Genomic DNA, 15,331 nt, shown 5'->3' with positions numbered 1-15,331 from the left:
CCGCAGGCCGAGCACCAGCCCCAGGCCGGCCACGGCGCCGAGCGCCAGGGCCACGATCCGATCGCGGTAGTGGACGTACTTCGACGGCGCCGGCGTCAGCTCGACCCACGCGCTCGCGAGCTGGCCCGAGGTGGCCAGGGCGATCTTGGCGTCGACGTGACCGGCGCCGAGGAGGTCCGGGGCGAGCGCGTCGCCGACCTTGTCGTCGTTGCGCAGATCGCGATCGACCACCCGGAGCTCGAGCCGGGTGCCGACGCCGAGCTCGAGCTCGATCGCCGGCGCGCAGCTCGCGATCAGCTGGTCGCTGGGGCCGTCGCACGATCCCGCCGGCTGGCCGTCGACGACGATCGTCACGCGCAGGTCGGGTGGGCTGCCCACGTCCCACGGCAGGCCCATCGCCTTGCGCGGCCGCGCGCTGACGCCGACCGCACGCACGAGGTAGCGCCCCGGCCGCAGCCCCGGCGCGGACGGTGGCGCGCTCGGCTCCGCCGGCTCGGTCGGCGCTGTCGGCGCTGTCGGCCCCGTCGGCGCTGTCGGCCCGGTCGGCCCTGTCGGCTCGACCGGCGCCGCGTCCGCCTGCTCCTGCTGGCGCGCCAGCTCACGGCGCGCCGCTTCCTTCGCCGCCTTGCACCCGCCTCCGATCAGGCACGCCATCAGCCCCGCAGCGACCACGACTCGCATCGGCCCCGACGATACCCGACCCGGAGCGTCCGCGCCTGTTCTGGAACGGCGGCCCGCCGTCCGGCGACAGGTGCCCTGAAGCTAGTGAAGCTCGACGGTCGAGAGGCCGCGCCACGCGATGTAGAGGCGCTCGACGTCGGCGACCGGGACGTAGCCCAGCGCGGCGGCGCACTCGCCGAGGCGCACGCCGGGGAAGCGGTCCTGCATCCACAGCGCCCGGAGGAGCTGGTAGCGGTTGATGGCCCCGCGGTCGACCAGGAACTCGCCAAACGGGATCTCCTGGAGCCCGTCCTCGAGCACCTGCACCCCGGCCGCCGAGTACTCGAAGAAGTGGCGGAGGTCGGACACGCTGGTCTCGGCGCGCGGCTGGGGCATGTTCAACCCATGAGCACATCGCGTACCATCCACAGCGCGACCAGCGTTCGCGGGGTTACGCTGATGGAGACTCACGACCGCCGCCGCCGGCAACTCCCGTAGCCGGCCGCCCCGTGCGCCGCCTGGCCGCTCGCTTCGTTCACGCTCGGACGCCCGTCTGCGTCCTCCCTGCCGTGGAGTCCACCGTGCATCGCGTCGCCGTCCTCGCCGTCCTGACCGTCCTCGCCTGTCGCCGGGATCCGTCGCCGTCCGCGTCGCCGCCGCCGGTCACGCCCGCCGCGCCCCGACCGGCCGATCCCGCGGTCGATCCCGCGGCCGAGCCGCCCACGTCCGAGGCGCTGTCGGCGCCGCCCGCCGCGGTCGCCGGCGCGGTCGCGCTGGTGCCCTTCGCCAGCGGCTTCGAGCGGCCGGTCGCGCTGGTCGCGGCGCCGGGCGATCCGCGCCAGCGGCTGTTCGTGGTCGAGCAGCCCGGGTTCATCCGGGTGATCGAGGGCGGCCGGCGCACCGACGTGGTCGTCCTCGACATCTCGGCGCTGGTGTCCTCGGGCAACGAGCAGGGCCTGCTCGACGTGGCGTTCCACCCGCGCTTCGCCGAGAACCAGCAGCTCTACGTCGACTACACCGATCGCGACGGCGACACCCACGTCGTCGGCTACACGCTGGCGCCGGGCGGCGACGCGGTCGACCCGGCCAGCGCGCGCGAGCTCTTGCGGATCGAGCAGCCGTACTCCAACCACAACGGCGGGCACCTGGTGTTCGGGCCCGACGGCGCGCTGTGGATCGGCACCGGCGATGGCGGCGCGGCCGGCGATCCCAAGCGCAACGGCCAGAACCCGACCGCGCTCCTGGGCAAGATGCTGCGCCTCGACGTCGACGCGCCGGCGCCGAAGCCCGAGATCGTCGCGATCGGCCTGCGGAACCCCTGGCGGTACGCGTTCGACGCGGCCACCGGCGACCTGTACATCGGCGACGTCGGTCAGAACGAGTGGGAGTCGGTCTACGTGGTCCCGGCCGACCACCGCACCGGCCACAACTTCGGGTGGAACGTCGCCGAGGGCCGGCACTGCTACGACGCCGAGACCTGTGACCGCACGCCGTTCACCGCGCCGGTGACCGACTACCCGCACACCCAGGGCTGCTCGATCACCGGCGGCGTGGTCTACCGTGGTCCGGCCCTGCCGGTCCTGGCCGGCGTCTACTTCTACGCCGACTACTGCACCGCGCTGGTGCGGAGCTTCCGCTGGTCGGCGGCCGGCATCCGCGACCACTGGGACTGGAAGGCGGCGCTCGACCCCGACGGAGTGCTGAGCCAGATCTCGACCTTCGGCGTCGACCACGCCGGCGAGGTGTACGTGGTGTCGCTGGGCGGTGACATCTGGCGCCTGGCGCCGCGCTGATCGCGCTCGGCGGCGCAGATCGCCGGCGAACGCGAATTGTGCGAAACGGTGACCTGGGGCATAGTGGCAGGCCGTGGCCCGCGTTGTCTTGCTCTATTCCCCCAACGGCGCTGCGCCGATGCAAGCGGCGCTGGTGGCGCGGGGGTGGGCGGTGCGGACGGCGGCGACGCTGGCCGAGGGCCGCGCCGCGATCGGCGACGGCACGATCGACCTGGTCGTGATGGACGATCCGTCGTGGGTCCAGGCCCGCGAGCTGATCGCGATGCTCGACGCCAGCCCGGCGCTGGTGCCGCGGCTGTGGGTGTCGTCGTGGCCCGAGGCGCCGGTGCACTCCGGCAAGCTCGGCATCGACGCGCTCCTGCTCGATCCCCGCGACCTCGACGGCATCGCCACCCAGGTCGCGCGGTTCTTCGAGCCGCGGCACAGCCGGTCCGGCACCCACCCGCTGTTCGCCGCCGGCTCGTCGCCCTCGGTCAAGGCCACCGCGCCCCGGGCCGCGCGCGGCAGCGGGACCTGGGACGACGAGACCACCGGCGAGTGGCCCTGACCGCCAGGGCGCGCCGGCTCCGCTGCGCGGCCGTGTGCGCGATCGCGTCGTCGGATGCGCGCTGGGTCGGCGCGGGTGACCACCTCCGCCGCGCATCGACCTCCCACAACCGGCGGCGCGGATCGGATCGGCGGTGCCGGCGAGCGGTGGGGCCGGCAGAGGCCCGGCCGGCGCCAGGGTCAGTCGACGACCGGGCCCGGGCAGCCGTAGGCGAACGCCACGTTGCCGACCGCGCCCGACGTGATCTGCTGGCAGTAGGTGCCGAAGAACGTGATCGTCATCGCGTCGGGGAAGTAGTCCCAGCCGTTGGTGTGCATGGTCGAGCGCGGCACCGGCACGCCGTTGAGCGTCACGGTCACGTCGTCGGGGACCGGCGGCTGGGTCGCGAGCGCGTAGCTGCACGACGGCACGATGATGCCGCCGGAGATCGCCTGCAGCGCCGCGCTCAGCTCGGCGGCGTTGTTGGCGGCGTAGTAGTGGGGCGGGCCGCCCGGGCGCGGCACCTGGCCGGCGAGCGCGGCGTCGTTGAGCACGGTGCCCGTCGTGAACGCGCCGCCGAACCCGAGCACGTAGGTCTTGATGCCGGCCTGGGCCAGCGCGGTGACCGCGGCGACGGTGTCGGCCGCGGCGGTGGCGTCGTCGACGGCGCAGTTGGGCTCACCGTCGGTGGCGAACAGGACGTAGCGACCGGCGGGGTTGACCGGGATGCTGTTGTAGTGCGTGAGCGCGGCCTGCAGCCCGGCCGCGGCCGGGGTGTTGCCGTTGGGCGAGCGGACGTTGAAGTACTGCGCGACCTCGGGCGCCTGGCCCAGATCGATCGGCACGCGCACGGCCGCGGCCTGGTCGACCGCGCAGTCGTCGTTGGTCGGGAACTCCGTCAGCCCGAACCGGATGTTGTGCTCGCGCTGCGCGACCACGCTGTTGAGCGCGTCGCGCATGATCGTCCACTTGGGCGTGAAGTTGGGCGGGAAGCTCGGGATCGGCCCCGACATCGAGCCCGAGCGATCCATCACGATCAGCAGGTCGGGCGGATCGCCGAGGTTCTCGACCGCGATGTTCTCGCTCTGGGCCCCGCACGACGCGTCGGTGTCGTCGAACCCGGCGTCGGGGCCGCCGGTGGCCGCGTCGGGATCGCCGGCGGCGGCGTCGGTGTCGTCGGGGAGGTCGTCGCCGGTGCCGGTCTGGGTCGGGCCGCAGCCGAACGCCAGGACCACGGTGGCGGTCGCGAGCCAGGGCAGGGAGCGCATCGGCCGAGCATCGCCCGATCCGGGCGCGGCCGGGTGGACATGATCTGTCGTGCCCGGCGCGCCGCGTCGCCGCGTCGCCGCGTCACCGCGGCAGGCTGCGCGCGAACAGGATCACGCCGGTGCCGAGCAACAGCGCCGCGACCAGCCACCGGAAGCCGCGCTCGCTGACGCGGTGGTGGACCCACTCGCCGCTGGCGAGCGCCACGCCCAGGACCGGCACGATCACCAGCGACGCGCGCAGCGTGGTCGCGGTCAGATCGCCGTGGCCGATCAGGCGCGTCAGCACGACCAGGTTCAGCGAGAACCACAGCACCGCCAGCGTCGCGCGCATCGCCGCCTTGGCCGGGAACATCCGCGCGGCCACCGCGACCACCAGCGGGCCGCCGGTGGCGAACCAGCCGTGGATCACGCCGGCGGCGGTGAGCACGACCGCGGCGATCGTCGGGCGCAGCGGCACGGTCGCCGTGGCGCTCGGGCGCGCCAGCCGCACCAGCTCGCGGGCGGCGACGACGATCACCAGCGCCGCGAAGCCGATCTTGGCGCGATCCGCGGCCACGACCAGGGCCAGCGCGGTGCCGCCGGCCATGCCGACCGCCATCGCCGGCGCGATCCGGACGCCGAGCGTGCGCCCGGCGATCGCGTGGCGGTGCCGCAGCGCCAGGTACGCCGACAGCATCAGGTTGAGCGGCAGGAACACCGCGAGCACCGTCGCGATCGGGAACCGGGTCGCCCCCAGCGACACCGCGAGCACGGTGCCGCCGAACCCGGCGACCGCCTCGACGAAGAAGCCGGCGCCCAGCATCGCGGCGAGCAGCGCCAGGTCGGCGGTGGACATCGTCGCTTCATCGCACCACCGGCGGCGGCGCGCAACGCCCGGGCGAGTACACTCGGGCCGATGTCCGCCCCCGATCGTCCGCTCCGCGTCGCCATCGTCGGCGCGTCCGGCTACACCGGCGCCGAGCTGGTGCGCCTCCTGCTCGGCCACCCGCGCGTCACGATCACGATGATCGCGGCGCGGCGCGCGGTCGGCCAGCGCCTGGCGACGGTGTTCCCGCACCTGACCGGCAAGCTCGACCTGCCGATCGTGGCGTTCGACGCCGACCTCGTCGCGGCCGCGGCCGACGTCGCGTTCGCGGCGCTGCCCCACGGCGAGTCGGCGACGGTGGTCGCGGCGCTGGTGGCCCGCGGCGTGCCCACGCTCGATCTGTCGGCCGACTTCCGGCTGCGCGACGCCGCGACCTGGGCCCAGTGGTACGGCGGCGGCGATCACCCGGTCCACCCGGCGCCGGCGCTGCTGGCCGAGGCGGTCTACGGCCTGCCCGAGCGCCACCGCGCGCAGCTCCCGGGTGCGCGGCTGGTCGCGGTGCCGGGCTGCTACCCGACCGCGACGGCGCTGGCGATCGCGCCGCTGCTCGCGGCCGGGCTGGTGCACGCGCGCGGCCTGATCGTCGACGCCAAGAGCGGCGCGTCGGGCGCCGGCCGCAGCCCGGGCCTGGCGACGCACCTGCCCGAGGCGGCCGAGGGCCTGCGCGCGTACAAGGTCGGCGGTAGCCACCGGCACACGCCGGAGATCGAGCAGGAGCTCGGGGCCGCGGCCGGCGCGTCGGTGGCGGTGCTGTTCACGCCGCACCTGGTGCCGATGTCGCGCGGGATCCTCGCGTGCGTCTACGCCGAGCCGACCGATCCGGCCCGCACCACCGACGCCTACCGCGCCGCGCTGATCGACGCGTATCGCGGCGAGCCGTTCGTCGACGTGCTGCCGCCCGGCCAGCTCCCCGACACCGCGTACGTGCGCGGCTCGAATCGGTGCCACGTCCAGGTCGTCCACGATCCGCGCTCGGGGCGGGTGCTGGCGATGAGCGCGATCGACAACCTGGTCAAGGGCGCGGCCGGGCAGGCGCTGCAGTGCCTGAACCTGGTGCGCGGCTGGCCCGAGACCCTGGGCCTCGACGGCGCGCCGATGTTCCCGTAGCGTGGGCGCGCCAGCGGCGATCGTTGGCTTGGTACGATGGTGGCATGGCAGAGCCGCCCTGGAAGCGCGAGTGGCACGCGTGGCTGCGCGGCAGCGGCGATCCGGCGACGATGGTCCTGGGCCCGGTCACCGCGACCGCGGGGCTCAAGGCGGCGCCGCTGCGCGGGCAGCTGCGCGGCCTCGACGCCCCGCGGGTCATCGTCGTCGGCGGCGCCGCGCTCCTGTGCCTGCCCGGCGGGCTGACCGGCAAGTGGCTGCCGCACCCGGGCGGCGGCGTGCTGGTGCGCGGGCCGACGGCCGCGCTCCTGCCCGCCACCCACAAGGGGCTGGTCGCCGCGGAGAAGGCGCTGACGACGATCGCGGCCTGGACGCCGCTGGTCGACGCGTGGCCGATCGCCGGCGCCGGGTACGCGATGTGCGCCGATCGCGCCGACGGTGAGTTCTGGAGCCTGCCGGCGGCGATCCCCGACGGCACCTACGCGATCATCTACGCCGACGCCACGGTCGGCCGGTTCGCGGTCCAGTGCCTGGTGTTCGCGCGCGCCGGGACGACCCCGGCGACGGTGCTCGCCGACGTGCGCGCGGCGCTCGGCGGCGGGCCCGCGGTCGACGCGTCGGTGCGCCAGGCGTCGCGGGCAGAGGTCGCCCAGGCCAAGAAGCTGCGCTGGCTCACGCCGGCCGAGACCTCGGTGCTGCTGATCGATCACGCGGCGTCGCAGGCGTGGCTCGGCGTGTTCGACGCCCGGGGGCGCTCGGCGATCGCCCGCGGCGAGCCCAACGACTACGAGCGGATCGTCGGCCAGACCTGGGTCGCGGTCGGCGCCGGTAAGGCCGCGGCCCAGGCGCTGGTCCTCGACGGGCCGGCGCCGACGACCTGGCTGGCGTCGCCCGACGGCGGCGCCGTGGTGCGCCACCTGAACGGCGACCAGCTGGTGGCGTCGGCGCTGGGCGCCGCCGAGCGGCTCGGCCGTGGCGGCCGCGCCGGCTGGACCGCGGCGCCGGGCACGCTCGTGGTCGGCGCCGATGGCGCGCGCTTGCTCGACGCGGCCGCCCGCGGCGCCAGGCCGCGCAAGCGCGACGTGCTCGAGCTCGCGCTGGCGCCCGGGCGCTATCAGCTCGAGCGCGGCGAGGCCGACGGCGCGGTCGGCGTCGGCGGCGAGGCGCAGGAGTACCGGGTCGAGCTGTGGCGCCTGCGCCCGCGCTGACCGCGCTGCCGCTCTGGCACCCCGGGGGCCGCCGAGGCGCGCGACCGCGACGTCGTCGCGGTCGCGCGGGCGCGGGGATCCAGCAGGTCGGAGATCTCGCGCAACCCCGGGGCGGTCGCGCCGAGCTGCGCCCGGCCTGAACGTCGTGGGTCAGCTGGCCTTGCGGACCGACTTGCAGATCTTGATCGCCGTCTCGCGCTCGGCCGGGCTGCCGGCGTTGGTGCCGCAGTCCCAGGCCTTGCCGTCGATGACCAGGCGGATCTGGATGCCGAACACCGGCGAGTCGGTCATCGAGGTCGCCTCCCACTCGAACTGCCAGCCGTCGGCGGTCTTCTCCTCCTTGGTGAAGCCCTTCAGCTTGCCGACCATCGCGGCGTCCTTCTCGATGCCGGTCTTGGACTCCTCGAAGGTCGCCTTGATCATCCCCCAGTCGTCGCCCGAGAACGCGCCGGTCAGGAACGTCGTGGGCGTGGCCCAGATCGTCGCCGACGGGAAGCCGGCGCTGGCGCTGTTGTCGTCGACGTTGGCGTCGTCGGGGACCTCGGCCTCGAGGCCGGTGGCGCCGACCTTCTTGTAGCTGAGCTTGGCGGGCGCGGCGGCCTTGCCCCCGCCCTCGGCGGGCTTGGCGCTGCTGCCGGCGGCGTCGTCCTTCTTCTTGCCGCACGCGGCGGCGGTCAGGGTGAGCGTGGCGAGGGTGGCGAGGGCGATCGTGGTCTTCATGTGCGTGACTCCTTGCGCGCCCACCTGTTCACGCCCCGTGCCACCCACAAGTGCGCGGCACGCCGACGCCGGCCGCCACGACCTGGGTCCCGCTCGACCCGGATGCCCATCCCAGCGGGCCCGCGCGGACCCGATCGCGCCCGCGCTCGCCTGGCGCAGCGCGCCCGCGCGCTGTCGGGCAGCGCGCCGCAGCGGCCAGCTCACCGCCCACGCGTCACTCCATGCGGCCGCTGGTCGCGAGCTTGCCCATCTCGCGGTACTCGAGCGCGATCGCCCGCAGCAGGTGCTCCTGCGCCAGCGGCCGGTTCTCCTGGGCCGCGAGGAACGCGCCGCGCAGGGTCGAGTTGCGGATGTAGCCGCCCGACAGCGGGAACCGCCGCGCCAGGTCCTTGAAGTCGAAGTCGCCGGCGATCGGCGTCGCGGTCGGGATGTGCGCGGCCCACAGCCGCACCCGCATGTCCTCGTCGGGGAACGGGAAGTTCAGGCGCAGCGAGATGCGGCGCTTGAACGCCTGATCGATCGAGCCCTCGAGGTTGGTCGTCAGCACCGCGACGCCCTCGAAGGTGTCGAGGCGCTGCAACAGGTAGTTGACCTCGAGGTTGGCGTAGCGATCGACCGACGACTTGACCTCGGTGCGCTTGGCGAACAGCGAGTCGGCCTCGTCGAACAGGATCACCACCTGGCCGTCCTCGGCGGCGTCGAACACCTCGGCCAGGTTCTTCTCGGTCTCGCCGATCCACTTCGACACGATCCGGGCCAGGTCGACCCGGTACAGGTCGAGCCCGAGCTCGCGCGCGACCAGGCCCGCGACCATCGACTTGCCGGTGCCGGGCGGGCCGTAGAACAGCGCGGTCAGGCCGCGCGAGGTCGCCATCTTCTCGTCGAAGCCCCACTTCTCGTAGACGGTCTTGCGGTGGCGGATCCGGGCGATGAACTCGCGGATGCTGTCGTGGATGTCGTCGGGCAGCGCGACTTGCTCCCACCGGGCCAGGCGGGTCTGGTGGGTCGCGATGTGGGCCAGGCGGGTGGCGATGTGCTGGCGGGCCACCTCCTCGAGCATCGGCCCGGCGTCGTCGACGCCGTCGGCGTCGAGCTCGATCGGCTCGCTGCCGCGCCGGATCAGCGCCTGGGCGATCACGTGCGAGATGACGCCCGGGCCGACCCGGTACCGGGCGGCCAGGCCGTCGACGTCGGCGGCGTAGAGCCCGGCCTCGGCCAGCGCCGCGCGCCAGAACTCGGCGCGCTGCGACTCGGTGAGCGGCGTGACCTTGAGCGTGACGTAGCCAGGGTCGAGCGGCACCGACGCCTCGGGGGCGGCGCGGATGATCACCGGGCCCGGGTGGCCGCGCAGCGCCTGCTTGATCAGATCCTGGCCCTCGGCGTCGGACGGGTCGGCGATCTCGAGGCCGCTGACCACCGGGACCGCGCCGCGCAGGAGCGCGCGGAACAGCTCCTGGCGGAGGCCCAGCGCCATCAGCTTGCCGGCGCGCGGCAGGCGGTGACAGTCGATCGCCGCGACCCGGCGTCCGACCCGGCGCGCCAGCGCCGCGATCGCGGTGTGGTGGCCCGCGCCGCGGCGCCCGCGCAGGACGACCCGGACCGGATCGTCGGCGGTGCGCGGCGCCGCGAGGGCCAGCACGAGGTCGCGCTTGAACTCGGTCGGCAGGTGCAGGTCGGCCAGGGTGCGGTCGGTCGAGCGGATCACCGAGGTCTCGACGCTCGATTGATCCGACGGTCGTCCGCGGATGCGCTCGAGCAGCACCGGATCGACCGTGACCGCGCCGAACAGCGCGGCCGCGCGGTCGCCGCCGCCGACGCGGATCAGCCCGAAGCGGAACAGCGGCGCCTCGTCGGCCATCTCCCGGGCGACCGCGGCCCGCTGGTCGCGCTCGTCGCCGGCGATCACCATCTCGATCAGGTAGCGGTCGACGATCGGCCGGTTCTCGTCGTTGCCGAGGATGCCGAACAGGCGCGCGATCTCGCCGCGCGCCATCGGCGCCACCGCCACCATCAGGATCTGGGCCGCGGTCGACGACAGGTTGAACTCGCGGCACAGGTCGATGAACGGCAGCGCCTGGCCGCGGGCCAGCGACGCCCGGGCCCGGCCGGCGGCGCGCGCCGTGACCGCCGCGAGCCGCTGGTCGGCGTCGCCGATCAGGTTCGCCGCGTAGCCGCCGACGTGGCCGAGGATGGCCTTGACCTCGCGCTCGAACGGGTGCCCGTCCTCGGCCGGCACGCTCAGCCGCCCGCTGTTCCAGTTGTCGGCGATGGCCTTGGCGGCCCGGGCCGCGACCAGATCGAGCAGCTCGTCGAGGTGCTCGCGCGGCGAGGTGTACGGCGGCCAGTCGCCGGTGGCGTCGACGTGGAGCGGCTGCGGCAGGGTGCCGAGCGCGATCGGCAGCAGGTCGGGCACGACGATCGGCGGCGGGGCCGGCAGGTCGGCGGGCGGCGGCGGTGGCTCGGCGTCGGCGGCGTCGGCGACCTCCGGATCGACGGTGGTGGACAGCACGTGGCCGACGCTCGCCAGCGGCGGCGCGTTGAGCGTGAGCACCCGCGCCGGCCCGGCGCCGCGGGGCGCGTCGTCGTCATCGTCATCGTCATCGACATCATCGTCGTCGTCGTCGTCGTCGTCGTCGTCGCTCGGGCGGGCCGTGAGGCCGCCGGCGACGGCGTGCAGCGCGGCCCGGCGGCTGCCGGCGCCGGCGCTGAACAGGTCGGTGAACGGGACGTGCAGCACCGGCGGCAGCGCCCCGGCCTCCGGCGCGCTGGCCATGACCACGTACTGGCCGTCGGCGTCGGCGTCGAGGTCCGCCACCGGCATCGGCGCCGTGGCCTCGCCCTGGACCCGGCCGTAGCGCAGGTCGACCACGACCAGCTCGTTGTCGGCGTTGCGGACCACGCCGATGCCGCGGCTCTCGGCGACGGCCCAGCGCTCGGCGGTCGGCACGTGGATCCGGTGGATGAGCGCGCCGTTGGCCCGCCACACCCAGAAGATGTCGCTGCCGTCGCCGCGCTGCAGGCACACCATGGCCTGGCCCGAGAACAGCGAGGTCGCGTGCAGCACCTGCGCGCCGTCGCCGGGCAAGACCCGGAACAGCTCGCCCTTGCCGGCCTCGATCACGTGGATGCCGTCGGCCGCGGCCACCGCGACCCGACGGCCGTGCAGCGCGAACGGGCGCGCGTCCTCGATCGCGAGGGGCTCGCAGCTCGTGCGATCGTAGAGGCCGTGGGCCAGCACCGGCGTCGGCCCCAGCACGACCGCGTTGTAGGCGGTGTCGCCGACGGCGGCCGACAGCGCGGTCCCGCCGTCGGGGACCGTGATCGCGGGCTCGATCGGGCGGCCCGACTCGAGGGCCACGCGCCGGATGCGGCCCGGCTCGAGCAGCCACAGCATCGAGCCGACGCACGCGAAGTCGATCAGGTCGGGGCACGCGATCGGGATCCGGGGCGCGGTCCCGAGCGCGTCGACCAGCTCGACCGTCCCCTGGCCGCGCAGCGCCACGAACCGGCCGCTGCGCGACATCGCCACCAGCCGAGGCCACGGCCGTCCCGGTCGAGCTGTCATGTCCCGACGTTCGCATCCGCGCCGGCGGGTCGCAAGCCGCGGCCGCTGGTCGAATGTGGCAGGCGGTGGCGGCGCCGGTGCTGGCGGCGCCGGTGGTAGCGTAGGCGCGTGGTGCGACCCCGCGCGACCGTCCTGGTCAAGCTGCTCGGCGCGTTCGCCGTGCCGACGCTCGCGTTGTTCGCGCTGTTCGCGGTGATCGCGCTCGAGGTGACGCGCCGCGATCTCGACGCCGAGCTCGGCCATCGGCTCGCGGCGGTCGCGGCGGCGACGTCGACCCAGCTGCGGGGCAAGTACCTGGTCGAGCTGGCGCTCGGCGACACCGAGGATCGCGCGTACAAGAACGTGGCCGCCAAGCTCGAGGCCGTGGCGGCGGCGACCGGCGCGCACCTGTACGTGATCGATCGCGACTTCGCGGCCCGGGCCGACAGCGATCCCGCGGCGGCGATCGGCGGGCGCCACTACCGGGCCGAGCTCGATCGGCTCGAGCTCGAGCGCGTCTTCGCGGGCGCGACCGCGTCGTCGGTGACGTTCGAGGGCGCCGGCGGCGTGGTCTACAAGGCCGGCTACGCCCCGATCCACGCGTCCGAGACCGAGCCCGAGATCGTCCTCGCGCTCGGGGTCGAGGCGCCGGCCGCGTACTTCGATCGGCTGCGCGATCTGCGGCGCAGCCTGGTGTGGTGGGGCGCCGGCCTGACCGCGGTCGTGCTCGCGGCCACGTTCCTGGCGGCGCTGTTCATCACCCGGCCGGTGCGGCAGCTGGCCGCGGCCGCGGCCCGGATCGGCGGCGGCGATCTGACCGCGCCGGTCGCGCGGGCGTCGCGCGACGAGCTGGGCGTGCTGGCCGACACGATGGACGCGATGCGCCGGCAGCTGGCCGAGCGCGACGCCCACATGCAGCAGATGCTGGCCGGCATCGCCCACGAGGTCCGCAACCCGCTGGCCGGCATCCAGCTCTACGCCGGCATCCTGCGCGACGAGCTCGACGGCGATCCGCGCGCGGCCCACGCCGGCAAGATCGATCGCGAGGTCGGCTACCTCGAGCGGGTCGTCCGCGACTTCCTCGACTTCGCGCGCCGCCCGCCGCCCGAGCTGGACCCGGTCGACGTCGCGGCGCTGGCCCGCGAGGTCGCCGAGCTGGCCGGTCCCGAGGCCGCGGCCGCCGGCCTCGAGCTCGAGGTCGAGGCGCCGCCGGCCTTGACGATCAGCGCCGACGCCGGCCAGCTGCGGCGCGCGCTGCTCAACCTGGTGGGGAACGCGGTGGCGGCCGCGGCCGAGGTCGACGAGCGCGGCGCCGCGGTCCGGGTGACCGTGGCCTCGGACGGCGAGCGCCTGACGATCGAGGTCTGGAACCGCGGGCCGACGATCCCGCCCGAGGTCGCGGCCCGGATGTTCGAGCCGTTCTTCACCACCCGCGAGAAGGGCACCGGCCTGGGCCTGGCGTTCGTCGCCGAGATCGTGCGCGCCCACGGCGGCGCGGTGACCGTCGACAGCGCCCGCGGCGAGACCCGGTTCCGGATCGCGCTGCCGCGGTCGCGCGCCGCCTGACGGCCCGCCGGCGCCCGCGGCGGCACCGGCGCCGGCGCGGATCGGCTAGGCTGCCGGGCAGGCATGCCCGCGATCCTCATCATCGACGACAACGAGACCATCCGCGACGGGCTGGCCCACACGATCGGCAAGCTCGGCCACCAGGCGGTGACCGCGCCGTCGGGCGCCGCCGGCGTCGCCGCCTACAAGGCCCGCGCCGGCGGGTTCGACTTCGTCATCACCGATCTCAAGATGGACGGCCTGTCGGGCGTCGACGTGCTGCGCCAGATCTCGGCGCTCGATCCCGACGTGCCGATCATGATCGTCACCGGGTTCGGCACGGTCGAGACCGCGGTCGAGGCGATGAAGCTGGGCGCGTTCGACTTCCTGACCAAGCCGTTCGCGCCCGAGGTGGTCCGGCTCAAGGTCGCGCGCGCGCTCGAGCTGTGCGCGGCCCGGCGCGCACGCAAGAAGCTCGAGGCCGAGAACGCGTACCTGCGCGACGAGCAGCACAGCCGGTTCACCGAGATCATCGGCACGTCGCAGAAGATCGCCGCGGTGCTGCGCTCGGTCGAGAAGGTCGCGGTCGCCGACACGACCGTGTTCATCGCCGGCGAGAGCGGCACGGGCAAGGAGCTGGTCGCGCGCGCGATCCACCGGCTGTCGCGGCGGGCCGACGGGCCGTTCATCAAGGTCAACTGCGGCGCGCTGACCGAGACCTTGCTCGAGAGCGAGCTGTTCGGCCACGAGAAGGGCGCGTTCACCGGCGCGGTCAAGCAGAAGCTGGGCCGGTTCGAGCTGGCCCACCAGGGCACGCTGTTCCTCGACGAGGTCGGCGACGTGCCGCCGTCGATGCAGGTCAAGCTCCTGCGGGCGCTGCAGGAGCAGGAGTTCGAGCGGGTCGGCGGCGAGGCGCCGATCAAGGTCGACGTGCGGGTGCTGTCGGCGACCAACAAGGAGCTCGAGCGCGAGGTGGCCGAGGGCCGGTTCCGGCAGGATCTGTACTACCGCCTCCACGTCGTGCCGCTGCGGCTGCCGGCGCTGCGCGAGCGCCGCGAGGACGTGCCGCTCTTGGCCCAGCACTTCGTGGACAAGCTCGGGCCCAAGACCAACCCGCGGGTGCGGGCGGTGTCCGACGCCGCGCTCGGCCGGCTGATGGCCTACCACTGGCCCGGCAACGTGCGCGAGCTCGAGAACGCGATCGAGCAGGCGCTGGTGTTCGCCGAGGGCGTCGACATCGGCACCGCGGCGCTGCCGGCGTTCCTGCAGGGCTCGGCCACCGCCGACGACGAGCGCCTCGACGTGCCGCGCCAGCTCAGCCTGCCCGACATCCTCGACGACCTCGAGCGCCAGCTCATCCTCAAGGCCTACGAGAAGGCCAAGGGCGTCAAGACCGAGACCGCCCGCCTGCTCGGCATCAAGACCAGCGCGCTCTACTACAAGCTCGAGAAGTACGGCATCCAGTAGCGCGCGCGGCGACGCGAGCCTCGCGATCGCGCGGCCGCCGCGTGATCACCAGCGTCACGCGCCGCCGCGGGCCGCGCGACTTCGCGGCCCGCGGCGTGATCGCCGCGGGCCGCCGCCGGCCGCGCGATCGAGCGGCCCGCGGCGCGGTCGCCACGGTCACGGGCCGACGCGGGCCTCGTGCTCGAGCAGCCACTGCTTGATCGCGACGCCGCCGGCGTAGCCGGTGAGCGTGCCGTCCTTGCCGATGACCCGGTGGCACGGCACGACGATCGCGATCGGGTTCTTGCCGTTGGCGGCGCCGACCGCGCGGGCGGCGGTGGGTCGGCCCAGCCGCGCCGCCAGCTCGGCGTAGCCGCAGGTGACGCCGAACGGGATCGCGCACAGCGCGCGCCACACGTCCCGCTGGAACGCGGTGCCGGCGCCGCCGAGCGGCAGCTCGAACGCCCGGCGCGCCCCGGCGAAGTACTCGCGCAGCTGGCGGGCCGCGGCGTCGAGCAGCGGGTGCCCTGGCGTCGGCTGGGAGGCGAGGCGCGGCAGGCCGGCGCCGAGGTGGATCGCGACGACCGCGTCGGGGGACGCGACGACGGTGATCGGGCCGATCGGCGAGGGCAGGGTGGCGTGGGCGAGCATG

The 15,331-nt window shown here is 74.8% G+C and carries 12 protein-coding genes and 1 pseudogene; 6 read left to right on the top strand and 7 right to left on the bottom strand.

Features of this window, described 5'->3' with window-relative positions; translation table 11 throughout:
- Positions 1-459: 459 nt before the first annotated feature.
- Together IPL61_08800 and IPL61_08795 are read right to left on the bottom strand one after the other, a co-directional pair.
- Positions 460-567 (bottom strand): annotated as a pseudogene (locus tag IPL61_08800) (flagellar biosynthesis protein).
- A gap of 195 nt (positions 568-762) precedes the next feature.
- A complete protein-coding gene (locus IPL61_08795) occupies positions 763-1,056 on the bottom strand; it encodes a hypothetical protein (protein ID MBK9031420.1) in 294 nt (97 codons plus the stop codon).
- 173 nt (positions 1,057-1,229) lie between these two features.
- Here IPL61_08795 and IPL61_08790 point away from each other — a divergent pair, with 173 nt between their 5' ends.
- Both IPL61_08790 and IPL61_08785 read left to right on the top strand, forming a co-directional pair.
- The gene (locus IPL61_08790; GenBank protein ID MBK9031419.1) at positions 1,230-2,453 is read left to right on the top strand and encodes a PQQ-dependent sugar dehydrogenase; all 1,224 of its coding nucleotides are present in this window, start codon (positions 1,230-1,232) and stop codon (positions 2,451-2,453) included.
- A 73-nt stretch (positions 2,454-2,526) separates the two neighbouring features.
- Complete coding sequence (locus IPL61_08785) at positions 2,527-3,000, top strand: hypothetical protein (protein MBK9031418.1); 474 nt, start codon at positions 2,527-2,529, stop codon at positions 2,998-3,000.
- A gap of 179 nt (positions 3,001-3,179) precedes the next feature.
- Here IPL61_08785 and IPL61_08780 read toward each other — a convergent pair whose 3' ends face one another.
- Both IPL61_08780 and IPL61_08775 read right to left on the bottom strand, forming a co-directional pair.
- Entirely contained in the window at positions 3,180-4,247 is a 1,068-nt protein-coding gene (locus IPL61_08780) for a VWA domain-containing protein (GenBank protein MBK9031417.1), read from the bottom strand.
- Positions 4,248-4,329: 82 nt separating this feature from the next.
- Positions 4,330-5,082: a sulfite exporter TauE/SafE family protein gene (locus IPL61_08775; GenBank protein ID MBK9031416.1), complete on the bottom strand. Its 753-nt coding sequence runs from the start codon at positions 5,080-5,082 to the stop codon at positions 4,330-4,332.
- Positions 5,083-5,142: 60 nt separating this feature from the next.
- Between IPL61_08775 and IPL61_08770 the strand changes: the two genes are divergently transcribed.
- Together IPL61_08770 and IPL61_08765 are read left to right on the top strand one after the other, a co-directional pair.
- Positions 5,143-6,219 (top strand): N-acetyl-gamma-glutamyl-phosphate reductase, encoded by a 1,077-nt coding sequence (locus tag IPL61_08770; GenBank protein ID MBK9031415.1) that lies wholly within the window; start codon positions 5,143-5,145, stop codon positions 6,217-6,219.
- A 44-nt stretch (positions 6,220-6,263) separates the two neighbouring features.
- A complete protein-coding gene (locus tag IPL61_08765) occupies positions 6,264-7,424 on the top strand; it encodes a hypothetical protein (GenBank protein MBK9031414.1) in 1,161 nt (386 codons plus the stop codon).
- Between the two features lie 150 nt (positions 7,425-7,574).
- On the opposite strand, the gene IPL61_08760 is transcribed toward IPL61_08765, so the two are convergent.
- Together IPL61_08760 and IPL61_08755 are read right to left on the bottom strand one after the other, a co-directional pair.
- Positions 7,575-8,144 carry a hypothetical protein gene (locus IPL61_08760; GenBank protein MBK9031413.1) on the bottom strand — a complete coding sequence of 190 codons (570 nt, stop codon included), beginning with the start codon at positions 8,142-8,144 and terminating at the stop codon, positions 7,575-7,577.
- Positions 8,145-8,358: 214 nt separating this feature from the next.
- On the bottom strand, positions 8,359-11,673 hold the full coding sequence (locus IPL61_08755) for an ATP-binding protein (GenBank protein MBK9031412.1): 3,315 nt from the start codon (positions 11,671-11,673) through the stop codon (positions 8,359-8,361).
- 144 nt (positions 11,674-11,817) lie between these two features.
- On the opposite strand from IPL61_08755, the gene IPL61_08750 reads away from it, so the two are divergent.
- Positions 11,818-13,254, top strand: a complete 1,437-nt coding sequence (locus tag IPL61_08750; protein MBK9031411.1) for a HAMP domain-containing histidine kinase — start codon at positions 11,818-11,820, stop codon at positions 13,252-13,254.
- Positions 13,255-13,317: 63 nt separating this feature from the next.
- Positions 13,318-14,700 (top strand): sigma-54-dependent Fis family transcriptional regulator, encoded by a 1,383-nt coding sequence (locus IPL61_08745; GenBank protein MBK9031410.1) that lies wholly within the window; start codon positions 13,318-13,320, stop codon positions 14,698-14,700.
- Positions 14,701-14,856: 156 nt separating this feature from the next.
- On the opposite strand, the gene IPL61_08740 is transcribed toward IPL61_08745, so the two are convergent.
- The gene (locus IPL61_08740; protein MBK9031409.1) at positions 14,857-15,330 is read right to left on the bottom strand and encodes a methylated-DNA--[protein]-cysteine S-methyltransferase; all 474 of its coding nucleotides are present in this window, start codon (positions 15,328-15,330) and stop codon (positions 14,857-14,859) included.
- Between the last annotated feature and the right edge of the window lies 1 nt (position 15,331).

Source organism: Myxococcales bacterium (genome assembly GCA_016717005.1).
In the GTDB taxonomy this organism is placed as follows: domain Bacteria; phylum Myxococcota_A; class Polyangia; order Haliangiales; family Haliangiaceae; genus UBA2376.
Note: the sequence above shows the minus strand (reverse complement) of the source record. Positions and strands in the feature narration are given on the sequence as shown.